We start from the raw sequence: 24,369 nt of genomic DNA on the forward strand, positions 1-24,369 counted from the left end.
TGTCTTGGCAACGGGCGGGGTGGTAACGATCGTGCGGGTGTGCGCCGAGACGGGAAAGGGCGGCCCTTCCGGGGGTCGGCCGGGTTCCCCCCCCCCCCCCCCCCCCCCCCCCGCCCCCCGCGACACCGACGTGACCCTGTGGATCGTGGCGGCCCGCCTGTGGCTCCTCGTGGTGGTGCTGGCGGTGCTCCCGCCGGTGGCGGCCGAGCCGCGCGCCGCGCTGGCGGGGGTGTGCGTGCCGGCCGCGATGCTGTACGTGTGGTGGCGGGGCGGCCTGCGCTCGCGCGTGGGCGCGATCCTGCGGGACGACTGGGGGCTCGCGACCGCGTCGGCCTTCCTCGTGGCGGCCGCCGCCGCCCTGGTCGTGGCGGGCGCCGCGCCGGCGCTGGGCCTCGCCCCCGCGGTCGGCGCGGCGGCGTGGTGGTCGGTCGCCGCCGCGCTGCTGATCGTCGTCCTGGCCTTCGCGGCACGGGGCGTCCGGGCGTGGTGGCGTGGCTCGGCCGGGCCGTGGCGGGCCTCGCTGGTGCTGTGCGAGAGCTGCGGTCCCCGCCTGCCGGGGGACGCCGGCCCGTCGGTCACGCTGAGCCCCGAGGTGCGCCGGGCGTTCACCTACTCCCGCGGCGTCGTGCTGTCCTACACCGACGCGGGCGGCCCCCGCACGCTCGCCGTCGGCGCGGTCACCTCGGTCACCCGGTCGGGGGAGCTGCGCCTGATCGCCTCGGAGGACGCCTGGGCCGCGGCGGAGCGCGACCCGCGGGTGGCGGTCTTCGTCGCGGACCCGATCGGGCGGCGGTTCTGGACCGAGGTGCGCGGCATCGCCCTGGCCGACACCAGGGAGAACGTGCTGCGGGTCACCCCCAAGCACGTGCTGATCGGGGAGTACCCCGGCCGCCACGAGGCCAGGCCGGCCCCGCGCCGTTCCTGACCTCCCGGCGGCGCGGCGACGGCGGCCGTCGTTCCGGCGACACGTGGGGGCGTCCGCCGGGACTCGGGCGTCCGCTGATGGGAGTCACCGGATCTGAGCCGTCGAGGCGGGCGAAGTTTCCCTTAAGTTACCCATCGGTAGGGTTGGTGCTGTCGCGAAACCTGGACATATATGGACTTATAGGCATAAAAGTCGCCACATCCATCGGGGGTACCGATGAGCACACCGGGAAGCAGCAAGCGGGCACAGGACGTCATGCACTCGGGCGCCGAGTGCGTCGGCGAGCACGACAGCCTGCGCACGGCTGCGCAGATGATGCGCGATCTCGCGGTGGGCGCGCTGCCCATCTGCGGAGACGACGACCGGCTCAAGGGCATCATCACCGACCGGGACATCGTCGTGAAGTGCTGCGCCGAGGGCAAGGACCTCGACCAGACCTCGGCCGGAGAGCTGGCTCACGGGCTGGTGTGGGTGGCCGCGGACAGCAGCATCGAAGACGCGCTGATGAAGATGGAGCAGCACCAGATCAAGCGCCTGCCGGTGATCGACAACCACCGCATCGTCGGCATGATCAGTGAGGCCGACCTCGCCAAGGAGCTGCCCGACAGCAAGCTCGCCGAGTTCGTCCACCGCATCTACGCGGGAGCCTGACCCCCCGCGGAAGCCCCCCGCGACGGACGTTCGCGCGTCCGCGCGCGAGGAGTACGACGCGCCTTCGGCGGCGTGCCGTGGGATGACCACGACGCGCCTCGCCGGGGGCGCGTCGCCGTGCGCGGGCGCCCGTCGCGGCACGCCGCGACGGGCGCGGCGCGGGACGCGCGCTCGGGGCCCCGGTGCGGTATAACCGGGAGGCGACCGGGGAGGCAAAATGCGGGACTCCGACAGGGCCCGGCCGGCGGGGCGCGCCGCGGCCCGTGATGCGTTCGAGCACGTCCGGCTACGTTATTTCCAGCTCTCCCGTACGACGAGACGGGTCATCTTCAGCGCTGTCCTCCTCGGTGCCATGGTGCTCGCCGTCGTCCTCGGCTGGTCGCCGTTCTCCACCTTCGCCACCACACTGTTACTTCTCGGCTACGCGGAGCTGACGCTCCGCTATCCTCGCGCCGCCGCGACCGTCCTCGTCGTGGTGGCGTGGTCGTCCCTGATGATGGTCTTCGCCGGGTACGTCAGCCCGCACACCTCGCTGCCCACCCTTTTCCTCCTGCTCGGCGTGCTGACCGGCGTGGCGGCCCACCTGATCAGATGGGTGACGCCGTGGATCACCACCATGGCCGCCCTGGGCGCCGCGGCCATGGTCGGGCTGGCCGTCGCCACCTTCTCGGCCGACGCCGCCACGTGGGCCGCCTACGGCGTCGCCGCGGCCGTGCTGGTCTACCGCCTGGTGCAGGCGCGCCAGGTGCGCAGGCGGCTGGCGGCCGCGCCCGCCGAGACACCCGTCCAGGCGCGCCAGCGCGTGCGCGACGGCGCCGGCGAGCGCGAGGCCCCGGCCGAGCGCGCCGCGCCGCCGCCGATCTCGGTCGACGACGCCCTCGCCGAGCTCGAGAGCATGATCGGGCTGGAGCCGGTGAAAGAGCAGGTGCGCTCGATCGCGGCCTCCATCGAGGCGTCCCGGCTGCGCGCCGAGGCCGGGTACGCCACCGAGCAGCCCATGCGCCACTTCGTGTTCGTCGGCCCGCCGGGCACCGGCAAAACCTCCGTGGCCCGCACCGTGGCGAAGATCTTCTACGCCTTCGGCCTGCTGGAGACGCCCTACGTCGTCGAGGCCCAGCGCGCCGACCTGGTGGGGGAGTACCTCGGTGCCACCGCGATCAAGACCAACGAGCTGATCGACCAGGCGCTCGGCGGCGTGCTGTTCATCGACGAGGCCTACAGCCTGGTCAACTCCGGCGAGGGCCAGCACGACCGGTTCGGCGCCGAGGCGGTGCAGACCCTGCTCAAGCGCGCCGAGGACGACCGCGACCGGCTCATCATCATCCTGGCCGGCTACGAGAAGGAGATGGCCTCCTTCCTGTCCTCCAACCCCGGCCTGTCGTCCCGCTTCGCGACCCGCGTCAAGTTCCCCGCCTACTCGCCGGCCGAGCTCGTCAGCATCACCGAGCTGCTGCGGGCCCGCCGGGGCGAGCGGCTGACGGCGGACGCCCCGGCGGTGCTGCACGGGCTGTTCGAGGACGTGCACCGGCGCGGGCTGATCGACGAGCTCGGCAACGCCCGCTTCGCGCGCAGCCTGGTCGAGACCGCGGCCCAGGCCAGGGACGTGCGCGTGGTCGGGGCCGGCGGCTCGCCCAGCCGCGACGACCTGCTCACCACCACCACGGCCGACCTCACCAAGGCGTTCGCCGAGATCACCGCGAGGTTCCGCGGCTACCAGGCCACGCCGAACCTCGAGGACGCGCTGGCCGACCTCGACCGCATGGCGGGGCTGGAGCCGGTCAAACGCCAGGTGCGGGCCATCGCCGCCCAGCTGCGCGTCGCCCGCATGCGCCAGGAGCAGGGGCTGCCCGCGCCGCCGCAGATGCGGCACTTCGTGTTCGTCGGGCCGCCCGGCACCGGCAAGACCACCGTGGCCCGCGTGCTCGGCCGCATCTTCGCCGCGCTCGGGCTGCTGTCGCGCCCCGACGTGGTCGAGGCGTCCAGGGCCGATTTGGTCGGCCAGCACCTCGGCGCCACCGCGATCAAGACCAACGAGCTGGTCGACCGCGCGCTCGGCGGCGTGCTGTTCATCGACGAGGCCTACAGCCTGGTCAACAGCGGCTACCAGGGGGGTGACGCCTTCGGCGCCGAGGCGGTGCAGACCCTGCTCAAGCGCGCGGAGGACGACCGCGACCGCCTGGTCATCATCCTCGCCGGGTACGCCTCCGAGATGGAGCGCCTCCTGGCCACCAATCCCGGCCTGGCCAGCAGGTTCAACCAGCGCGTGTCGTTCCCCTCCTACAGCCCCGCCGAGCTGACCGAGATCGCGGCGCTGCTGGCCGAGCAGTCGGGCGACCGGTTCGACGACTCCGCCCGGCGCGATCTGGCCGACGTGTTCGCGTGGGTCTGCGCCGAGGGCCTGATCGACGATCTCGGCAACGGCCGGTTCGCCCGCTCGCTGTTCGAGCGCGCCGCCCTCGGCCGCGACGTCCGCCTCGCCGGGCGCGGCGGCACCGCGAGCGCCGAGGAGCTCACCACCATCACCAGCTCGGACGTGCGCACCGCCGTCGACGAGCTCGCCGACCGCTGACCGCCCAGGCTCCCCGCCGAGCGTCCCCGCCGAGTCCCCTCCGGCCGCCGCCCGCGGCGTTCTGACCCTTCCTTGGGGCGACACCTGGCCGGAATGACGACTTTCTTGTCACCGGACGGTTACGGGATGTAGCAGGATGGGCACGGAGGGACGCGGACGGCCCTCGCGGCGCGCGATCCGGCGCGACTCGGCAGGCGGCGGAAGGGGGGCGATGGCGGGATTCCTGCTTCGCCGGTTGGTCAACTACGTGGTGCTGATCGCCGTGGCCGCGAGCCTGGCGTACATGCTGGCCGCGACCGCCCTCGACCCGCGGTCCAACTACGAGGGCCGCAACCCGCGGCCGCCCGCCGCGGTCGTCGACGGCCGGCTCGCCATGTACAACCTGGACGACCGCGCCCCGCTGTTCGAGCGCTACCTGACCTGGGCCGGGGGAGTGCTGCGCGGCGACCTCGGGCGCACGTGGAACGGCGACTCGGTCGGCGCTCAGCTCGGGCGGCGTCTCGGCGTCACGCTGCGGCTGGTCGTGCTCGGCGTGCTGCTCGGCAGCGTCGCCGGGGTGCTCGTCGGCGCCTGCGCGGGCATCCACCAGTACGGCTGGTTCGACCGGCTGTCCACCATCGCCGCCTTCACCGTGCTCGCGATCCCGACCGTCGTGCTGGCCAACATGCTGATCATCGGCGCCATCTGGGTGAACGACCACCTCGGCGTCCAGGTGTTCCTGGTCAGCGGCGAGGTCACCCCCGGCCTCTCCGGCGGCGCCGGCGCGGGCCTGCTCGACCGGGTCAAGCACCTGGCTCTGCCGACGCTGTCGCTGGCGATCGGCCAGGTCGCCGTCTACAGCCGCTATCAGCGCAACATGATGCTCGACGTGCTGGAGGCCGACTTCATCCGCACGGCGATGGCCAAGGGGCTGCGCAGGCGCACCGCGCTCGTCAAGCACGCCCTGCGCACGGCCCTCATCCCGGCCGCGACGTACTTCGCGTTCACCTTCGGCGCGCTGCTGGTCGGCGCCACCATCACCGAGTCGGTCTTCGGCTGGCACGGCATGGGCGAGGAGCTCGTCGCCTCCATCCGCACCAACGACGTCAACACCGTCGCCGCGATCAGCTGCTTCGCGGCGCTGGCGGTGCTGGCGGCGTCCCTGGCCTCCGACGTCCTGCACGCCGTCCTCGACCCGAGGGTGCGGGTGGGCTAGATGACGACGACGCTCCGCGAAGAGGAGTTCGCCGGGAACGAGGCCGGGACAGGGCGGGTCCGCGCGCCCTCCCGGGGCCGGATCGTGGCCGGACGGTTCTTCCGCACCAGGCAGGGCGTGCTGGGCTTCGCGCTGCTCGCGGCCATGTTCGTGCTCGCCTTCGCCGGGCCGGTGGCCTGCCCCTGGCCGGCCGCCGCGCTCGACTTCACGGCGTTCATGCAGCCGCCCTCGCCCGCCCACTGGTTCGGCACGCTGCAGACCGGCGCGGACGTGTTCGCCGTGACCATGCGCGGCGCGCAGAAGTCGCTGATCGTCGGCCTGCTCGTCGCCGTGCTGTCGACCGGCCTGGCGGCGGTCGCCGGGTCGTTCGCGGGCTATTTCCTCGGCTGGACCGACCGCACGCTCATGTGGGTCGCCGACCTGCTCCTCGTCCTGCCCGCCTTCCTGATCCTCGCGGTCATGTCGCCGCTGTTCACCAGCGGGCGGTGGGTGCTCTTCGTCGCCATGCTCGCCCTGTTCCTGTGGATGGTCACCTCCAAGATCGTGCGGGGCATGACGCGGGCGATCAAAGAGCGCGAGTACATCAAGGCGGCGCGGTTCATGGGCGTGCCCTCCCACACCATCATCTTCCGGCACGTCATGCCGAACCTCGCGTCCCTGCTCATCGTGGACGCGACGCTCAACGTCAGCGCGGCCATCCTCACCGAGACGAGCCTGTCGTACTTCGGCTTCGGCATCCAGCCTCCGGAGGTCTCGCTGGGCGGGCTGATCGCCGACGGGTCCAAGACGGCGCTCTACGCGCCCTGGACGTTCTGGTTCGCGGCCGGCGGGCTGATCATCACCATCCTTTCCGTCAACCTGGTCGGCGACTCGCTGCGCGACGCGTTCGACCCCGGCGCGAGGAGGTCCACGTGAGCGGCCGGGCGCAGGGCCTGCGGGACGCCGAGCCCGCCGTGGACGACCGGGCGCGTGACGCGCGGCCCGCCGTGCACGACCCCGTCGCGCGGGAGGACGACGCGCAGCCGGCCGTGCACGACCCCGTTCTGCGGGTGCGCGACCTCACGGTGTCGTTCGGCGACGCGCGCGCGGTCCGCGGGGTCGCCTACCACGTCGGGGCCGGCGAGGTGCTGGGCATCGTCGGGGAGTCCGGCGCGGGCAAGTCGGCAGCCGCCCTGGCGATCATGGGCCTGCTGCCCCGGCACGCCAAGGTGTCCGGCTCGGTGCTGCTGCACGGCCAAGAGCTGCTGGGCGCCTCCGACCGGCGCCTGGCGGGCTTCCGCGGCCGCACGATCTCGATGGTCTTCCAGGACCCGCTGTCGGCCATGACCCCCGTCTACCGCGTGGGCGACCAGATCGCCGAGGCCGTGCGCGTCCACCAGCGGGTCGGCGCGCGGCAGGCGGCCGAGCGGGCCGTCGAACTGCTCGACCTCGTCGGCATCCCCGACCCCCGCCGGCGGGCGCGGGCGTTCCCGCACGAGTTCTCCGGCGGCATGCGGCAGCGGGCGATGATCGCCATGGCGATCGCCAACGACCCCGACGTCATCATCTGCGACGAGCCGACCACCGCCCTGGATGTCACGATCCAGGCCCAGGTGCTGGAGGTCCTCAAGAAGGCCCAGCGTGAGACCGGCGCGGCCATCATCCTGATCACCCACGACCTCGGGGTCGTCGCCGGGTTCGCCGACCGGGTGCTGGTGATGTACGCGGGCCGGGAGGTCGAGTCCGGCGCCGTCCGCGACGTCTACCACCGTTCCCGGATGCCGTACACCATCGGCCTGCTCGGCTCGGTGCCCCGCCTCGACGCGGGCCGGCGGGCGCCGCTCGCGCCGATCGACGGCGCGCCTCCGAGCCCGTCCCGCCTGCCGCCCGGCTGCCCGTTCGAGCCGCGCTGCCCGGTGGCCGTCGCCGCGTGCGCGCTGACCGAGCCCGAGCCGGCGCAGGTGGCACCCGGGCACCGCGCGGCCTGCCACCGCGCCTGCGAACTCCCCCCGGCGCCCGGAACGGCCCTCGCGGGCCTGCTCTCCCGGACGCCCGCGGCCGGCGGCCCCGGCGTGTTCGCCCCCCTGCCGGTCATCACGCCCTCGCAGGCGCCGGCCGAGGCCCAAGCCTCGCCCGCCGCCCCCGTGTCCGCCGCCCTCGTGCCCGCCGCCCTCGTGCCCGCCGCCACCGTGCCCGCCGCCACCGTGCCCGCCGCCACCGTGCCCGGCGGCGCGGACGCGGCGCCCGGGGCTCCCCGCGACGCGCGGGCCGTGGTGCTGGAGGTCGGCGGCCTGGTCAAGCACCATCCGCTGACGAAGGGGGCCGTCTTCCGGCGGCGGGTCGGCACCGTCCGCGCCGTCGACGGCATCGGCTTCGACATCCGCGAGGGCGAGACGCTCGGCCTGGTCGGCGAGTCCGGCTGCGGCAAGACGACCGCGCTGATGGAGATCCTGGAGCTGGCCCGGCCGCAACAAGGGCGGGTGGTGGTGTTCGGCCGCGACACCGCGACGCTCACCCCGCGCGACCGCATGGCCGTCCGGCGGCGTCTGCAGGTGGTCTTCCAAGATCCGCTCGCCTCGCTCGACCCCCGCATGACCGTCCACGACATCGTGGCCGAGCCCCTGATCACCCACGGCCGGCGCGACACCGGCCCGCGCGTGCGGCGCCTGCTCGCGCTCGTCGGCCTCGACGCGGCCGACGCCGCCCGCTACCCGCAGGACTTCTCCGGCGGCCAGCGCCAGCGCGTCGCCATCGCCCGCGCCCTGGCCCTGGAACCACGCCTCATCGTGCTGGACGAACCGGTGTCCGCGCTCGACGTGTCGATCCGGGCGGGGGTGCTCAACCTCCTCGCCGACCTCGCGCGGCGGCTCGGGCTGTCCTATCTCTTCGTGGCCCACGACCTGGCCGTCGTCCGGCACATCGCCGACCGCGTGGCCGTGATGTACCTGGGCAGGATCGCCGAGATCGGCCAGGTGGACACCGTGTACGGGGGGCCGGCGCATCCCTACACGCAGGCCCTGCTGTCCGCCGTCCCCATACCCGACCCCGACAAGGAACGCGAGCGCCGCCGCATCCTGCTGGAAGGCGACCTCCCCAGCCCCGCCGACCCCCCGTCCGGCTGCCGGTTCCGCACCCGCTGCCCGAAGTTCGCCACCCTCACCGGCCCGCCGCGGGCGCGCTGCGCAGAGGAGGAGCCCGAGATCCGCCCGATGGGGGGCGACCACGGGGCCGCGTGCCACTACGCGGAGAGGCTCGGCGTCGTCTGAGGCGGCGCCGGCACCGAAAGTTCGAGACCGGGAGGAAACGTGACCACAGTTCGCAGGCGCGCGCTCGCCGCCGCCCTGGCAGCCGCCGTGCCGCTCACGGCCGCGGCCTGTGGGGGCGGCGCGGACGGCGGCCACGGCCGCGCCGGCGACGCGCCGTCGTCCGTCAAGGCCTTCGACATCAACCCGATGCCCCGCGAGCGGGTCAAGGACGGCGGCACCCTGCACTGGGGGCTCACCGAGTTCCCCACCCAGTGGAACCTCAACCACGTCGACGGCAACCTCGCCGAGGTCAAGAAGGTCGTCAACGCCCTCATGCCCGCCGCCTTCCGCTCCGACGAGAAGGCCTCGCCCACGCCGAACACCGACTACGTCACCGACGCCCGGGTCACCGCGACCAACCCCCGCCAGATGGTCACCTACACCCTCAACCGCAAGGCCCGCTGGTCGGACGGCAGGCCGATCACCTGGCAGGACTACGAGGCCCAGTGGAAGGCCCTGAGCGGCCGCGACCCCGACTTCCACGTCGCCGCGACGACCGGCTACCAGGACATCGCGAGCGTCACCCGCGGCAAGGACGACTTCGAGGTGCTGATCGCCTTCCACACCCCGTTCTCCGAATGGCAGTCGCTGTTCTGGCCGCTGTACCCGAGGTCGACGAACGCGACGCCGGACGCCTTCAACACCGGCTGGCTGAACCGCGTACCGGTGACCGCTGGACCGTTCCGGTTCCAGTCCTTCGACCAGACCGCCAAGACCGTGACCATCGTCCGCGACGACGCGTGGTGGGGCGACCGGGCCAAACTCGACAAGATCATCTACCGGTCGCTGCCCACCGACTCCCTCGTCGGGGCCTTCACGAACGGCGAGCTGGACGTGTTCGACATCGGGCCGTCCGCGCCCGACTACGCCAGGGCGGGCAACGCCAGGGGAGCGGTCATCCGCCAGGCCGCGGGGCCCGACTTCCGGCACTTCACCTTCAACGCGGAAAGCCCGGCGCTGTCGGACGTCCGGGTGCGCCAGGCGATCGTCCTCGGGCTCGACCGCTCCGCGATCACCCGGTCCGACCTGCAAGGTTTGGGCTGGAACGGGGCGCCGCTGCACAACCACCTCTTCATGAACACCCAGGTGGGCTACCAGGACAACGCCGGCGAGCTCGGCAGGTTCGACCCGGCGAAGGCCGAGCGCCTGCTGGACGCCGCGGGCTGGCACCGGGCGAGCCCGACCCGCCGCAAGGCCGGCAAGGAGCTCACGGTGCGTTTCGTCATCCCGTCCGGGCTCCAGCTCAGCAAGTCCGAGGCCCAGCTGGCCCAGGCCATGCTCAAGCGCATCGGCGTCACGGTGACCATCCAGTCCGTCCCCAGCGACGACTTCTTCGGGAAGTACGTCATCCCCGGCAACTTCGACATCGCGCCGTTCTCCTACATCGGCACGCCGTTCCCGGTCTCCAGCAGCTACGGCACCTACGCCGACAAAGTGAAGGGGTCGGACGGCAAGGTGCAGTGGAACGCCAACTTCGGCAGGTCGGGCAGTCCCGAGATCGACGCCGCGATGCGCAAGGCGTCCTCCGACCTCAACCCCGTGCGGGCGCGCCGCGACACCAACGAGGCCGACAAGCTGATCTGGCGCGAGGTCAACGTCCTGCCGCTCTACCAGCGCCCCCAGAACTGGGGCGTCAAGGCCGCCCTCGCCAACATCGGAGCACCCGGCTTCTACACCCTCGACTACTCCGACATCGGCTTCACCCGCTGACGGGGCGGTGGGCCGAGGGGCGGTGACGCCGGCGCCGCCGTACGGCGCTCGGCACGGTGAGCGTCCGGAGAGCGCTAAAGGGGTGGTTCGTCTGGGATGTCGGCGATGTCGTCCAAGGCGGCGGCGAGTTCGTCGGGATGGTCGCCGATGCGTTCGGCGATCTCCATGAGGACGTGCAGCACGTCGTGCCGGTCGTGGCCGAGGTCGAGCAGGCGCTGCGCGGCCTCCCACATCTGCTCGGGCTCGCCGTCCCACAGCCGCTTGGCGATCTCCTCGTGCCAGGCCAGGTGCTCGGTGAAGTCGGGGCGATCGCGCTCGGCCGCGTGGTCGATCTCCAGCAGGATGCGCCGGTCGGCGTCCTCCGACGGGCGCAACCGCGACAGGTCGACGTCGCCGTGCGTGCCCTCCAGCAACGGGAAGGCGAACGCCCTGCGCGCCAGCGCCGACAGGTCGCCGTCGGGCAGCAGACGTTCCACCAGGGACCGGTCCAGGCCGAAGGTCGTCGGGTCGCGGTAGGCCTCGGTGAAGCGTCCTGTGGCCTCCCACACGGCGTCCAGCGTGGCCCGCACGCCCTCCTCGGGCAGGCCGGTCTTCGGGGCGGCGAACCGCACCCACGACAGCAGGACGTGCGGCATGGCCTCCTGGTCGGCCGGGCTCAGCAGCACCTTGCGCGGCAGCCAGTCGAGCAGGAAGGTCTCGCACTTGGTCGGGCTGACCCGCAGCGGCCGGTTGAAATCCTGGTCGCAGCCGTAGTCGATGATGTGGTCGGCGCACCGGGACGCCGCCGAAGGATCCGACAGGTGCTCGGCGGCGTCGGAGGCCAGGAACTCCGCCGCGAGCATCGCCCTGCGGTCGCGGCTGTAGGGGGCCTCGCTGAGCAGCGGCGCGGGGCGCTTGCGGCCCGGGGGGAGCGCCTTGATGCGCGCCCTGGCGAACGCGTGGAAGGCGCTGTAGCCGTCGCTGACCGGCTTCGGCCCCTTGCGGCGGCCCAGTGACTCGGCGGTGGCCTTCATGGCGAACTCCAGCAGCGCCCTGGCCTGCTGCGGCTCGATCTCCTCGAAGCTCAGCATCGGGTTGCCCGCGGCCTCGACGCCGGCCTTCTCGAGCAGCTCGTCCACCTGGGAGGACACCCACGCGTCCCGGGCCATGCCGCGCATGTTGTAGTCGACGACGACCACCAGCGCGTGCGCGTCCTCGGGATGCTCCAGCGGCCGGGCCTGCCCCTGCGGCGGATCGCCGCCCGCCGGGGCGGCGGCGCCCTGGGCGGAGGAGGCCGGCGTCGAGGCGGCGGCGCCGTGGGAGGAGGCGCGGGCCGAGACGGAGGGGGCGGAGGCGGCGCTGTCGCGGCCCTGGGCCGCCGGGACCGCTCCGCGGTAGGCGAAGGTGCACACCACGGTGTCCTGGTCGCCGTAGGCGTCCCTGGAGACGTAGCAGCCGCGCGGTTTGACCGCTCCAACGCGCTCGGCCCAGCGCGGCCTGGCGACGTCGGACTCCATGAGGGCCAGCGCGGCGCCCTCGGCCTTGGCGGCCTGCCGGGCGGTGCCCAGATAGGCGACGGCGACCAGCAGCGTGAGGGCGGCGGGCGTGCCCGCCTTGGCGGCGTAGTCGACCAGCCCCTCGCCGAGGAACTCCTCCACGTCGCCCCGGCGCAGCCTGCGGCCCCACCACGCGCCCAGCATGTCGGAGACCATCAGCTCGGCGTCCAGCGGGCTGCGCACGGCGAGCAGTTCGCGGGCCGCCAGGAGCATCTCCGCGAACACGTCGTCCGGCGGCTGGGTCCCCCTGGGGTCTCGTCGTCGTCGGCGGCTCACGCCATTACCTTCTCGCATTCCGCGCCCGAAAGGTGCACGGAACGCCGCCTGGTGACCCCGCTGTTACCGTCAGGACCGGACTGTTACCGCGAGGAGCCCGCCCCCGTCATCGGCGGCGCCCCTGGCCGCCGCCTTTCGGCGGATCCACCACGAGCGCGGAGCCCGCCACCGCGAGAAGGTGCTCTCGGGCGATGCGCTCGACGACGGCCGTGGTCACGTCGACGCCGAGATGGGCCGCGCAGGCCCGGACGTCCTCCACGCAGCGGTCCACCACCTCGACGGGCACGCCCAGGAACTCGTCCTGAAGACGCGCGCTGACGAGCCCTGCGCCTCCCGGCGCCGGAGAACGCGCCTCGCGCGGTCCGGTGGCCGGTGAGCCGGTCGCTCGCGGGTCGGCGTTCCCTTCGATGAAACGCGTTGCTAGAGCAGGCATGGGCGGCTTCGCATCCTCCGGTGCGCCGGGGGACATCCATCCCCCGGACCAGTGCTCTGAGGGGGCGTGCGGTTCCCATTCCATCCTGTATCCCCGAGGTGTCAACCCCCTGCCGCCGTAAGGGTTCGGCACATCGGGCACCCCGGAGCCGCTCCTGTGGGAAGCTGTCTTGAGCGCGTCCGGCTTCGCGGGCGTGTCATGTGCCGTCGCGGCGCCTGGCGCCGCCGTCAGGGTTGCGGATGCCGGAGGGGTGGAGGCTTGGCCGAGGTGGCGCAGACCGACCTGGCCACGATGCGCGTGGTGAGAAAGTCGGCGGATCTTGCTGCACACCACGCCGCGTTTTTGACAGGATGCGTTGACCGCATCGCGGCCGGGGCTTCCGTCCGCGCGTGCCCATCGCCGATGATGTAGTGCAGATTCCGCGCTACCAATCACAGTTATGGAGATGTGCCTCGTGGGAGACCCTGGCACGCGACGGAGGTGCCGACCATGAGCGCCGAAACCTCCGTGCCCCGTCCCCGGGAGTCGGGTGTGGACATCTCAGACCCCGCCCTGTTCCAGGGCCTGCTCGCAGAGGCGCCGTTCGCCTTCGCGTTCCTCGACGCGACCGGCAGGTTCCAGCGGGTCAACCAGAGCTTCGCCGACGTCAGCGGGGTGGCCGCCGACGAGCATGCCGGCCGTCCGGCGTCCGAGATCGTCTCCTCCGACCTCTCGGCCCTCATCGAAGCGGCCCTGCGCAGGGTCGTCGAAGAGCACCGCGCGGTCGTCCACGGCGATCAGCGCTACCGCAGCATGTCCGCCACGGGCGAGCTGCGGCACTGGAGCCTGTCGTTCTATCCGATCCACGGCGACAAGGGGGCGCTCGCCGGGGTGGCGATGTTCGGCGTGGACGTCACCGAGCGCCAGCTCGCCGAGGAGGAGCTGCGCCGCAGCGAAGAGCGCTACCGCTCGCTGGTGGAGTCCCAGCAGCAGCTCGTGTGGATCACCTCGCCCAGCGGAGCGGTTATCGACGATGCCCCGCAGTGGCGGGCCATCACCGGGCAGAGCCTGGAAGAGTACCTGGCGTACGGCTGGCTGGAGGCCGTCCATCCTGACGACCGCCCCGCCGCCGAGGAGGCCTGGCGCGAGGCGCTGCGCGGCCGCACTCTGTTCGAGTGGAGCTACCGCGTGCGCACCCGCGCCAGCGGTTACCGCCACTTCGAGGTGCGGGCCGTCCCGATCATCCGCCATGGCCGGGTGGTCGAGTGGGTGGGCGCCAACAGCGACGTGACGCCGCAGCGCGAGGCCGAAGAGATGCGAGGGCGGCTGACCGACCAGCTCGGCGCCGCCGCGCTGCGCACGGCGCGCCTGCAGGGCGCGACGGCGCAGCTCGCCGAGGCTCTCACGGTCGAGCAGGTCGTCCAGGTCATCATCGACGTCGGCCGCACCGCCCTGGCCGCCGACAGGTCGGCCGTGGCGCTGCTCGACTCCGACCGCGCCGCGCTGAAGCTCACCAACAGCGGGGGCCTGCCCGATGTTCCCGGAGCGTCGGGCGAGGAGATCCCGCTCTCGCAGACGAGCCTGATGACCATGGCCGTCAACAGCCGCAGGCCGGTGTTCGCCGAGTCGCCCGAGAGCCTGAAGGCCCAGCTCGTGGAGGCCGGCGCCGACGAGACCGTGATCTCGGGCTTCCTCGCCGGCAGCGACGAGCGGGCGTGGGTCGGGCTTCCCCTGCTCGCGGCGGGCCGGGCGCTCGGCGCGCTCAGGTTCGCCTTCACCCGCCCGCAGAAGATCTCCCAGGAGGACGGCGTCTTCCTGGAGGCCCTGGCCGGGCAGTGCGCGCTGGCGGTGGAGCGGGCCACGCTGTTCGAGCGCGAGCACCGCACGGCCGAGACCCTCCAGCGCAGCCTGCTGCCCGACCGGCTGCCGGTGATCCCCGGCCTGGTCCTGGCCCAGCGCTTCCGCTCCGGCAGCAGGCACGTCCAGGTCGGCGGCGACTGGTACGACGCGTTCGTCCTGCAGGACGCCCGGGTGGCGGCCGTCGTCGGCGACGTCATGGGCAAGGGCGTCAAGGCCGCGGCCGGCATGGGCCGCATCCGCAACGCCATGCGCGCCCTGGCCCTCACCAACCCGCCGCCCGCCGCCGTGCTCACCGGCCTTGACCGCGTGTTCGACGCCACCGAGGAGGAAGAGCAGGTCACCACCCTGGCGTACATGGTCGTCGAGCCCGCCACCGGCGAGGGCACCCTGGCGCTGGCGGGGCACCCGCCGCCCCTGCTGGTGTCCCCGCAGGGCACCGCCGTGCTGTCCGACGGCGAGCCCGGCACGCCGCTCGGCTGGCCCACCACCCGCAAGCAGTTCCGGTTCTGTGTCCCGCCGGGTCACACCGCGGTGCTGTACTCCGACGGGCTCGTCGAGAACCGCAAGCGCGGTCTGGACGCCGGACTCGCAGAACTTTCTTCTGTCGTGGCGGAGGCGCCCCCGAAGTCCTAGGAAATCCTCATATGTTGCTTGACTTCCTGGTGGATCGCATGCTGGCGGGGTATGAGCAGGACGATGACGTCACGGTGCTCGCCGTCCACGTGCCGGCCGCCACAAAGAGTGACTGAATGAAACAGTCATAAGGGTTGCTTTCGGGTATCGGTGACCCGCTTCCGTACGCACTACTGTTCCGGTCGGCCTAGGGTGGAGGGCAACCGCTGTGAGGCGGCCGTATGGACTGCGGGGTCATGCCACAATGCTGGACAGGCACGTCGCGGTTCGCACGGCCCACCACCGAAAAGAAGCAAGCGCCCCTAGCGGGCACCTGGGTCCATTCTCACCATGCGTTCGTTCGAGAGGTGTTCGTGTCGCCTGCAAGTTCGACTCGCTCGAAGCCGTCTGAGCTGAACGAGCCCGTCATTCAGCGGCTCATCGAGCGTGGGCGCTCGCAGGGTTTCCTCGAGTCTGAGGATGTCCGCAAGGCCTTCGAGGAGGCGGACATCCCGATGTCGCACGCCGCGGTGTTCCTGCGGAACCTCAGCAAAGAGGGTGTGACCGTCGTGGTGACCGCTGCGGACTCGGCGGCGCCTAAGAAGTCTCGTGGCCCGGCCAAGCGTCGTACCGCCGCCCCCGTCAAGAAGACCAAGACCGCCACCGCGGCGGCCAAGGAGCAGCCCGATACCGTCACGGCCGTGGTGAGCGGTGCCGGGGGCGAGGTCGCGGCGACCGGCGAGAAGCCGGTCGCCAAGAAGCCCGTGGCCAAGAAGGCCGCGCCGGCCAAGAAGGCCGAACCCGCCCCTGACGCTCCCGCCAAGGTCGCCACCCCTGCAGCCCTCGCCAAGAAGGCCAAGCCGGAGGTCGCCGTGCCAGCGTCGCCATCGCCCAAGATCGAAACCAAGCCCAAGGTCGCCTCCGAGGATGACGAGGAGCTCGAAATCGAGGGCGACCTCGAGCTCGAGGACTTCGACATCGACGTGGAGGTGGACGCCGACGCCGACGCCGAGGCTGAGACCGACGTCGAGGCGGAGGCCGAGGTCGAGGTCGAGCCTGAGGCCGAGGCCGAGGCCGAGGAGCCCAAGGCTGGCGCCGAGGTCCAGAGCGACGACGAGGTGCTGATCCTCTCCGATGACGACGACGACGCGCCGGTCGCGCAGGTCGCCGCCGCCGGAGCCACCGCCGACCCGGTGAAGGACTACCTCAAGCAGATCGGCAAGGTCCCGCTGCTCAACGCCGAGCAGGAGGTCGAGCTCGCCAAGCGCATCGAGGCCGGCCTGTTCGCCGAGGAGCAGCTGGCCAACGACGGCGAGCGCCTGCCCGTCGACGTCCGCGCCGAGCTCGAGTGGATCGCCGAGGACGGCCGCCGGGCCAAGAACCACCTGCTGGAGGCCAACCTCCGCCTGGTGGTCTCGCTGGCCAAGCGTTACACCGGCCGCGGCATGCTCTTCCTGGACCTCATCCAGGAGGGCAACCTGGGCCTGATCCGCGCGGTGGAGAAGTTCGACTACACCAAGGGTTACAAGTTCTCCACCTACGCCACGTGGTGGATCCGCCAGGCGATCACCCGCGCCATGGCCGACCAGGCCCGCACCATCCGCATTCCGGTGCACATGGTCGAGGTGATCAACAAGCTCGCCCGCGTCCAGCGGCAGATGCTGCAGGATCTCGGCCGCGAGCCCACTCCCGAGGAACTCGCCCGCGAGCTCGACATGACCCCTGAGAAGGTCGTCGAGGTCCAGAAGTACGGGCGCGAGCCGATCTCCCTGCACACCCCCCTCGGTGAGGAGGGCGACAGCGAGTTCGGCGACCTCATCGAGGACTCCGAGGCGATCGTCCCCGCTGACGCGGTGAGCTTCACCCTGCTGCAGGAGCAGCTCCACTCGGTGCTCGACACTCTGTCCGAGCGCGAGGCGGGCGTGGTGTCCATGCGGTTCGGCCTCACCGACGGCCAGCCGAAGACGCTGGACGAGATCGGCAAGGTCTACGGGGTGACGCGCGAGCGCATCCGGCAGATCGAGTCCAAGACCATGTCCAAGCTGCGCCACCCGTCGCGCTCGCAGGTCCTGCGCGACTATCTCGACTGACGGGCCGTCACGGCCCCCGCCCGAGCAGGGCGGGGGCCGTCGGCCGTCCTGAGGCGGGCCGCCTCGTGCCGCGCCGCCCCGTGCCCGGGGCCTTCCCAGGGTGAGATCGGTCGCCCTTAACGCATCCGTAACATGCCGGTAGTAGCGCATGTCCCGGCGGCCCCTAGGCTCACCCGCCATGGGTGTGATCGAAGTGGATCGGGCGCGTGCTCGGGGGCCACGACTGATCGCAAGCCGTCCCTGGGCTGACACCGTGCTGGACGACGCGGTGACCGCACTCGGACGTGGTTATCTCGAACCTGCGATTCCCGCGCTGGTCGCGACCCGGGCTGATCCGGAGTTGCGCGCGCTGCGGGTGGAGGCGCTGGCCAAGGCCGCCGTGGGGCTCACGGGCGGCATCGAAGCCCTGCTCGCCCGAGATCGGGTCAACCCCGATCTGCTGCTGTGGCTCGGCCGCGCGCGCGTCGAGGAGGCGTGGGAGGTCAAGCCCGACGTGCGGGCCAGGGCCGTGCAGGCCGACCGGCTGCGGATGTTCCATCGGGCGATGGAGTCGGCGCGGGCCCCGCTGCTCGCCGCCGCCCGGCTCCTGCCCGATGATCCCGCGCCGTGGACCTCGCTGCTGTGGACGGCGCTGGCCCTCGAACGTCCGAGGGAGGAGAAGGACTCCATCTGGGCCGAGGCCTGGCGCCGCCATCCCACCTCCTACGCCGCCCACGTCGCCCGCCTGGTCACGCTGTCGCCCGGGTGGGGCGGCACGAGCCAGGAGATGTTCGACTTCGCCCGCGCCGCCGGTGCGGCGGCGCCCGACGGCGACGCTCTGTGGGCGTTGCTGCCGCTGGCCTACTTCGAGCACGTCGCGGGGGAGCGCTCGGGACGGTCGCGCGCGTGGGTGTCCTACGAGGTGCAGCGCGAGATCAGCGCGGCGTCCGGACGCTGGCACGACGGCCGGGGCGCCCGGCGGCATCCGCGCGCCGTCGAGGCCCACAACGCGTTCGGCGCGGCCTTCTACCTCGCCGAGATGCGACGGCCGGCCAGAGGGCATCTGTCGCGCACCGGAGGCAGGTTCAGCGACCTGCCTTGGTCGCATCTGGGCGATCCGGCCAAGGAGTTCCACAAGGCGTGCTCGCGGCTGAATGTGATCACGAACGGATAACGACGTCGAGGACGCGGGAGCCGCCCTTCGGGGGCGCGGCGCCCAGCTCGGCGGTGTGGCCGAGGGCGGTCAGCAGCTCGGCCAGCTCCTGCGGAGTGCGCGGGTCGGCCCCGGACTCGGCCAGTGACCGGGCGACCGCCCCGCGCGTGGCCTTCGCCATGTGGCTCACCACGGTGCGGACGCCGGCCGACTCCCTGAGCACGCGCACCGTCACCGCGCGTGGCCCGGGCTGCCATGCCTGCGCGTACGTCGAGGACCGCAGATCGACGATCATGCCTTTCCCGCCGTCCAGGACCTCCCGCAGGTTTGGGCGCCAGTGGGCCGCCAGGCCGCCCAGAGGCGGCAGGCGCACGCCCATGGACAACCGGTAGGGGGGCACGCGGTCGGTGAGCCGCAGCGCGCCCCACAGCCCCGAGAAGACGATCACCCGGTTGTACGCGCGGCGGCGCGCCCGGGCGTCCAGCGAGCCGATCGCGAGGTTGTCGTAGAGCACGCCGGTGTACAGGCGCGAGGCCGGCAAGGTGGCGGCGGTGCGCAGGTCGAGGTTCCTGCCGAGCTCGCCGGCCTGGCCGGGGGACAGGCCGAGCACCGCCATGGCCTCCTGCGGCGGCCCCTTGACCAGCGCGTCCAGCGCGTCGAGGACCTTCTCGCGGGCCGAGGTGAGCTCGGGGAAGGACAGGGAGCCGAGGTCCAGAGGGGCACCGTTGCCACGGGCGGCCTTTCCCTCGGAAGGCGGCAGCAGGATGAGCACGGCTCCCGATCCTAGCTCCCGCAGGTCAGGAGGGTGGCGGCCGGCCGGGGCCACGCCCGGGGGCCGGGGCCGCGGCGGGCGCCCATCCGATCCGGGTATGAGTGATCGGCTAGAGTCTGCGCTGATGAGCGGGGAATGCGTGGATATTGAGGCCCTTGTCCATCAGGCGTGGCCGGCGCCGCACCAGGAGACGGTCGACGGCTGGGTCCTGCGCTACGCCGACGGCGTCACCAAACGCGCCAACTCCGTGCTTCCGTGGGGCGAGCCGGGCGACCTGGATGAGGCGATCGGCGCCGCGGAGAGGTTCTACGCCGAACGCGGGCTGCCGTGCGTCTTCTCCATGGGACCGCGCGCGCCGTCCTGGCTGGACGGCCTGCTCGCCGATCGCGGCTACCTGCTGGTCGACGAAGCCTCGTACATGACCGCGCGGCTGGACGGCGAGACGCTCCCCGCCGCGCACCCGGTGACGATCGCCGAGGAGCCCACGGCCGGCTGGATGGCCACGTGGTGGGAGGTGGACGGCCGGTTCGACCGGGGCTTCGGCACGGCCGAGCGCATCGCCCGCGGAGTGCCCGCGAGCTACGCCACCGTGGAGGGGGACGGCACGCCGCTCGCCGTGGGCCGCTCGGTGCTCCAGGACGGCATGCTGGGGATCTACTGCATGGCGACCGTGCCGGCGGCGCGGCGGCGCGGCCTCGGGCGCAGCGTGCTGCGCGCCCTGCTGGCGAACGGACGCGAGCGCGGGGCCACCGGGGCGTACCTGGTCGTGCTGGCGCGCAACACCACGGCCGTCGCGATGTACGCCGCCGAGGGCTTCACGCCGGCCGGTCGCTACCACTATCGCGTGAAGCGGCCATCTGTCTGAGGTGCCCTGACAGGGCGCCTGACAGCGCGACGCGGCGAGCCCGGGGAGGTGCCCAGGGGGACACCGCCTCAGATCGCCGCGTTCGCGTTTATGAGGTTGTGCTCGGTTATCTGGCTCAGAACGACGGGCCGGGGCTCATCGCTCGCTGGCGTTCGTAGGGGTTTCGCTGAGGCGCGCCGACTCGTCCTGGATGTCGGCGCCCTTGTCGCGCAGAGCCGCAACGTGCCGACGCCCGTGGTGGGCGCAGAACAGTAGCTCCCCGCCCATGGGGAGGGACGCGCGGATGTACGCCTGGGCGCCGCATCGGTCGCAACGGTCGACGGCGGTCAGCGGCTTGGTGGGGGCGAGAGCTCCAGTCACGTATCGCCTTTCGGGTCACCCCACTGACGTGGGGATTTGGCGTCAGTCACTTGGCACAACATCTAACCCGATGCGGACGTTCCCAATCGCCTTCCAGATACGCCGAGAGCAGAATGTGTCGTTAAGTGACGTGATTCGGCCACGGGCTGACGCAGAACCCCCTGTTGGTGGCACGCTTAGGCGCGCCGGACCATCCGAAACGGTAGGCTACGCACACATGTTCGATCCTCAGTGGGAGTGGGAGTGACCGCAGTCAGCACGGAGACGGGCTACACCGCCCGTCATCTGTCAGTGCTGGAAGGCCTTGAGGCCGTCCGTAAGCGCCCCGGAATGTACATCGGCTCCACTGACAGCCGCGGTCTCATGCATTGCCTCTGGGAGATCGTGGACAACGCGGTCGACGAGGCGCTGGCGGGCCACTGCAAGCGCATCGAGGTCGAGCTGTTCCCCGACGGGTCCATCGAGGTCCGCGACGACGGCCGCGGCATCCCCGTCGACATCGAGCCCAAGAGCGGCCTGGCCGGCGTCGAGCTCGTCTACACCAAGCTGCACGCCGGCGGTAAGTTCGGCGGCGGCTCCTACGGGGCCTCCGGCGGCCTGCACGGCGTCGGCGCCTCCGTCGTCAACGCCCTGTCCGCCCGGCTGGACGTCGAGGTCGACCGCGACGGGCGCGTCCACGAGATCAGCTTCCGCCGCGGCGTGCCCGGCGTGTTCGACGGCGCGGGCCCCACCGCCAAGTTCAAGAAGAAGTCGGGCCTGCGCGACGGCGGCGCCCTCGGCCGCAAGGCCACCGGCACGCGCGTCCGCTGGTGGGTCGACAAGCAGATCTTCCTGCCCGAGGCCGAGGTCTCGCTGGACGAGATCCACGTCCGCGCCCGCCAGACCGCCTTCCTGGTCCCCGGCCTCACCATCGCCGTGCGCGACAGCCGCGGCGAGGAGCCCGTCGACGAGGAGTTCCGCTTCGACGGCGGCATCTCCGAGTTCACCGAGTTCCTGGCCCGCGACGAGGCCGTCTGCGACGTCATGCGGTTGCAGGGGGTCGGTCACTTCCACGAGACCGTGCCCGTGCTCGACGAGCAGGGCCACATGACCTCCACCGAGGTCGAGCGCGAGCTGACCGTCGACGTCGCCGTCCGCTGGGGCAAGGGCTACGAGACGACCGTGCGCTCCTTCGTGAACGTCATCGCCACCCCCAAGGGCGGCACCCACCTCAGCGGGTTCGAGCGCGCCCTGCACCGCACGATCAACGAGCAGCTCAGAGAGACCCGCCTGCTCAAGAACGGCGACGACCCGGTCACCAAAGAGGACATCCTCGAAGGCCTCACGGCGGTCGTCACGGTACGGGTGCCCGAGCCGCAGTTCGAAGGGCAGACCAAAGAGGTCCTCGGCACCTCCGCGGCGAGCCGCATCGTCTCCCACGTGGTCTCGCGCGAGCTGAAAGAGCTGTTCGCCAGCACCAAGCGCGCGCACAAGCTCCAGCTCAGGGCCGTCCTCGAGAAGATCGTCGCGGCCGCCAAGGCCCGCATCGCCGCCCGCGAGCACCGTGACAACCAGCGCCGCAAGAGCGCCCTGGAGAACTCCGCGCTGCCCGCCAAGCTGGTCGACTGCCGCAGCGACGACGTCGACCGCAGCGAGTTGTTCATCGTCGAGGGCGACTCGGCCCTCGGCACCGCCCGCGCCGCGCGCGACTCGGAGTTCCAGGCGCTGCTGCCCATCCGCGGCAAGATCTTGAACGTGCAGAAGGCCTCGGTGGCCGACATGCTCAAGAACGCCGAGTGCGCCGCGATCATCCAGGTGATCGGCGCCGGCTCCGGCCGCGGCTTCGACCTCGACGCCGCCCGCTACGGCAAGGTCATCTTGATGGCCGACGCCGACGTGGACGGCGCGCACATCCGCTGCCTGCTGCTGACCCTGTTCCACCGCTACATGCGGCCGATGGTCGAGGCCGGGCGCGTCTTCGCGGCCGTGCCGCCCCTGCACCGCATCGAGATCATCAACCCGGGCAAGGGCAAAGAGAAGTACGTCTACACCTACTCCGACGCCGAGCTCCTGCGCGTCCTGCGCGATCTTGAGCGCCGGGGCAAGCGCTGGAAGGATCCCATCCAGCGCTACAAGGGTCTGGGCGAGATGGACGCCGACCAGTTGGCCGAGACGACCATGGAGCCGCGCCACCGCACCCTGCGCCGGGTCCGCATCGAGGACGTCGAGGCTGCCGAGCAGATCTTCGCGCTGCTCATGGGCAGCGACGTGGCCCCCCGCCGCGAGTTCATCGTCAGCAGCGCGGCCGAGGTCGACCGCGACGCCATCGACGCCTGACGCCTCGCCGCGAGCGAAGTCGTGAAGGCCGGGAGGTTCCTCCCGGCCTTCATCCGTTCACGGTGGTGACCGCGGGGGTCAGAGTTCGACCGGCATGAGCTTGCCGGTGTGGACGTCGTACACCGCCCCCCCGACGGCCAGGCGGTCGGGGAGGTACGGGTAGGTCCGGATGCGGATCATGTCGCGTCGCAGCGCCGCGTCCTGGTCGGGAACGGTGTGGAACTCCAAACTGCGTGTGTCGATGCCGTACTGCGAACTGATCAGCTCGTGGACGTCCTCGTCCGTCGACTTGGCCATCCGGCAGTCGGTGTGCGGCATCACCAGCACGCGGTCGACCCCGAGGAGGTACACCGCGAGGACGAGCGTCCGCAGGACGTCGTCGGTCACGCGTGCCCCCGCGTTGCGCAGGATCTTGGCGTCGCCGGCCGAGAGACCGAGCAGGTTGAGCGGGTCGATGCGCGAGTCCATGCAGGTCACCACGGCGAGGCCGCGTCTGGCATGGCCGGTGAGCTCGCGGTGCTGGAATGATCTGGCGAAATCCTCGTTGGCGGCGAGCAGATCGTCGAAGGCTTCCGTCATGGTGTCAATATTCCCGGATGCCGGTTTGGTGAATACCGGCGGGGGGCCTCATAAGAGGGTTCGCAAAGATCCCACGATCACGCGTCACCATGAGTGATGATGTTCCCACTCTCAGTGAAAGATCGTGAAGGGGCTTCGTTGTGGGGACGACCGATTCGCTCGCCGGCCATCTGCGCGCGCGGGCCAGGTGGCGGCTCGACCGGGTGCAGTCCCGTGACGGCGGCTGGAACGCGCGCTGCGCGCTCGCCCTGCTGGACGCCGCGGCCTATGTGCTGGCCCTTCCCGGCGACGACCCGCTGATCACCGCTCTGGAGGACGCCGGCTGCTTCGGGGCGTACGGCTGCGGCGACTTCGAGCCGGGGGAGGCGGTGGCCAGGCTCATCGACTCCTGGCACGACGGCGAGCCCTGGGAGCTTCTCACGGCCATCCCCGCCGCCGCCGAGGCCGACGGTCTGCCCTCCCCTCACTGACCCCTCTCCCGGGCTTGCAACGCCCGGCGAGGCCGCCCCCAGGGGCCGCCGAGGCGTGCGCTCACCGGCGGATGGTTCGACGAGAATTCTTCGCGGGCGATGTCGAGGACGCCGGGCGGGCTCCGACCACCTGGCGAGAGGCGGCCACAATGGTCGCCTGCCCATCGCAAGGAGCGAACCGTGAAGTACATGCTGCTGATCCATAACCGCCCGGGCTTCGTCGAGGAGCTGTCCGAGGCCGACCGCGCCGAGCTGTTCGGCCAGGTCGACTCGATCATGGCGGAGCTGTCGAAGACCGGCGAGCTGCTGGGCGGCGGGGCGCTGGCGGACCCGGCGCAGACCAGGACCGTCCGCGTCCGCGACGGCGTCGCGGCCGTCACCGACGGGCCGTTCATCGAGGCCAAGGAGCAGTTCGCCGGTTACCTGCTCGTGGAGTGCGACACGACCGAGCGCGCCGTCGAGATCGCCGCGAGCTGGCCCGACGCCCGGTACTTCGCGATGGAGGTGCGGCCCCTCGTGCACCAGTCGGAGCCGGACGCCTGAGCGGCGGTCCCCTCCCTCCTCGCCGGTCGGTTCCGGCCGTCTCGGCTCTCGTCGCCGAGCGGTCGGGCCGTTTGGCGAGCGGTGCTCGGGTATGCGGTGATACGGCCGGCCCTTTTGGGGGTTTGGCTGTCCGCTACACACCCCCCCACCCAGAGGCACCCCCCCAAAAGGGCCAACAATGGCGCAAACAACGGGAAGAAAAAAAGGGTTTCT

General features: G+C 71.9%; 18 protein-coding genes and 1 pseudogene. 14 read left to right on the forward strand and 5 right to left on the reverse strand.

Features of this window, described 5'->3' with window-relative positions; genetic code table 11:
- Nucleotides 1–145 precede the first annotated feature (145 nt).
- The 7 genes from ACZ6QO_RS28040 to ACZ6QO_RS28070 all read left to right on the forward strand — a co-directional run bounded on the left by ACZ6QO_RS28040 (nt 146) and on the right by ACZ6QO_RS28070 (nt 10,334).
- Complete coding sequence (locus tag ACZ6QO_RS28040) at nt 146–925, forward strand: hypothetical protein (RefSeq protein WP_465854754.1); 780 nt, start codon at nt 146–148, stop codon at nt 923–925.
- 216 nt (nt 926–1,141) lie between these two features.
- Entirely contained in the window at nt 1,142–1,576 is a 435-nt protein-coding gene (locus ACZ6QO_RS28045) for a CBS domain-containing protein (RefSeq protein ID WP_465854756.1), read from the forward strand.
- Between the two features lie 217 nt (nt 1,577–1,793).
- Entirely contained in the window at nt 1,794–4,145 is a 2,352-nt protein-coding gene (locus ACZ6QO_RS28050; RefSeq protein ID WP_465854758.1) for an AAA family ATPase, read from the forward strand.
- Nucleotides 4,146–4,356: 211 nt separating this feature from the next.
- Complete coding sequence (locus ACZ6QO_RS28055; RefSeq protein WP_465854760.1) at nt 4,357–5,340, forward strand: ABC transporter permease; 984 nt, start codon at nt 4,357–4,359, stop codon at nt 5,338–5,340.
- Nucleotides 5,341–6,255, forward strand: coding sequence for an ABC transporter permease (locus ACZ6QO_RS28060; RefSeq protein WP_465854762.1), 915 nt, complete (start codon nt 5,341–5,343; stop codon nt 6,253–6,255).
- Between the two features lie 71 nt (nt 6,256–6,326).
- Nucleotides 6,327–8,585, forward strand: a complete 2,259-nt coding sequence (locus ACZ6QO_RS28065) for a dipeptide ABC transporter ATP-binding protein (RefSeq protein WP_465854835.1) — start codon at nt 6,327–6,329, stop codon at nt 8,583–8,585.
- A gap of 39 nt (nt 8,586–8,624) precedes the next feature.
- Nucleotides 8,625–10,334, forward strand: a complete 1,710-nt coding sequence (locus ACZ6QO_RS28070) for an ABC transporter family substrate-binding protein (protein ID WP_465854764.1) — start codon at nt 8,625–8,627, stop codon at nt 10,332–10,334.
- A 74-nt stretch (nt 10,335–10,408) separates the two neighbouring features.
- Here the strand turns inward: ACZ6QO_RS28070 and ACZ6QO_RS28075 are convergent, their stop codons facing one another.
- On the reverse strand, nt 10,409–12,082 hold the full coding sequence (locus tag ACZ6QO_RS28075; protein ID WP_465854837.1) for a hypothetical protein: 1,674 nt from the start codon (nt 12,080–12,082) through the stop codon (nt 10,409–10,411).
- Nucleotides 12,083–12,251: 169 nt separating this feature from the next.
- A complete protein-coding gene (locus ACZ6QO_RS28080) occupies nt 12,252–12,578 on the reverse strand; it encodes a hypothetical protein (RefSeq protein WP_465854766.1) in 327 nt (108 codons plus the stop codon).
- Between the two features lie 489 nt (nt 12,579–13,067).
- On the opposite strand from ACZ6QO_RS28080, the pseudogene ACZ6QO_RS28085 reads away from it, so the two are divergent.
- From ACZ6QO_RS28085 to ACZ6QO_RS28095, 3 genes and pseudogenes are all read left to right on the forward strand, one after another.
- Nucleotides 13,068–15,166 (forward strand): annotated as a pseudogene (locus tag ACZ6QO_RS28085) (SpoIIE family protein phosphatase).
- Nucleotides 15,167–15,403: 237 nt separating this feature from the next.
- Complete coding sequence (locus ACZ6QO_RS28090) at nt 15,404–17,119, forward strand: RNA polymerase sigma factor (RefSeq protein WP_465854768.1); 1,716 nt, start codon at nt 15,404–15,406, stop codon at nt 17,117–17,119.
- A 253-nt stretch (nt 17,120–17,372) separates the two neighbouring features.
- Complete coding sequence (locus ACZ6QO_RS28095) at nt 17,373–18,272, forward strand: hypothetical protein (protein WP_465854770.1); 900 nt, start codon at nt 17,373–17,375, stop codon at nt 18,270–18,272.
- On the opposite strand, the gene yaaA is transcribed toward ACZ6QO_RS28095, so the two are convergent.
- Nucleotides 18,259–19,023: a peroxide stress protein YaaA gene (yaaA, locus tag ACZ6QO_RS28100; RefSeq protein ID WP_465854772.1), complete on the reverse strand. Its 765-nt coding sequence runs from the start codon at nt 19,021–19,023 to the stop codon at nt 18,259–18,261. The two genes, ACZ6QO_RS28095 and yaaA, sit on opposite strands and share 14 nt — an antisense overlap.
- 124 nt (nt 19,024–19,147) lie before the next feature.
- On the opposite strand from yaaA, the gene ACZ6QO_RS28105 reads away from it, so the two are divergent.
- A complete protein-coding gene (locus ACZ6QO_RS28105) occupies nt 19,148–19,888 on the forward strand; it encodes a GNAT family N-acetyltransferase (RefSeq protein ID WP_465854775.1) in 741 nt (246 codons plus the stop codon).
- Nucleotides 19,889–20,023: 135 nt separating this feature from the next.
- Here ACZ6QO_RS28105 and ACZ6QO_RS28110 read toward each other — a convergent pair whose 3' ends face one another.
- On the reverse strand, nt 20,024–20,248 hold the full coding sequence (locus ACZ6QO_RS28110; protein ID WP_465854777.1) for a DUF7455 domain-containing protein: 225 nt from the start codon (nt 20,246–20,248) through the stop codon (nt 20,024–20,026).
- Between the two features lie 243 nt (nt 20,249–20,491).
- Here ACZ6QO_RS28110 and ACZ6QO_RS28115 point away from each other — a divergent pair, with 243 nt between their 5' ends.
- Nucleotides 20,492–22,564 (forward strand): DNA gyrase/topoisomerase IV subunit B, encoded by a 2,073-nt coding sequence (locus ACZ6QO_RS28115; RefSeq protein ID WP_465854779.1) that lies wholly within the window; start codon nt 20,492–20,494, stop codon nt 22,562–22,564.
- A gap of 78 nt (nt 22,565–22,642) precedes the next feature.
- Here ACZ6QO_RS28115 and ACZ6QO_RS28120 read toward each other — a convergent pair whose 3' ends face one another.
- Nucleotides 22,643–23,143 carry a beta-class carbonic anhydrase gene (locus ACZ6QO_RS28120; RefSeq protein ID WP_465854781.1) on the reverse strand — a complete coding sequence of 167 codons (501 nt, stop codon included), beginning with the start codon at nt 23,141–23,143 and terminating at the stop codon, nt 22,643–22,645.
- 140 nt (nt 23,144–23,283) lie between these two features.
- Between ACZ6QO_RS28120 and ACZ6QO_RS28125 the strand changes: the two genes are divergently transcribed.
- The gene (locus tag ACZ6QO_RS28125) at nt 23,284–23,613 is read left to right on the forward strand and encodes a hypothetical protein (RefSeq protein ID WP_465854783.1); all 330 of its coding nucleotides are present in this window, start codon (nt 23,284–23,286) and stop codon (nt 23,611–23,613) included.
- A gap of 189 nt (nt 23,614–23,802) precedes the next feature.
- Nucleotides 23,803–24,156: a YciI family protein gene (locus ACZ6QO_RS28130; protein WP_465854839.1), complete on the forward strand. Its 354-nt coding sequence runs from the start codon at nt 23,803–23,805 to the stop codon at nt 24,154–24,156.
- Nucleotides 24,157–24,369 lie beyond the last annotated feature (213 nt).

The sequence above is a fragment of the Sphaerisporangium sp. NPDC049457 genome (genome assembly GCF_055586705.1).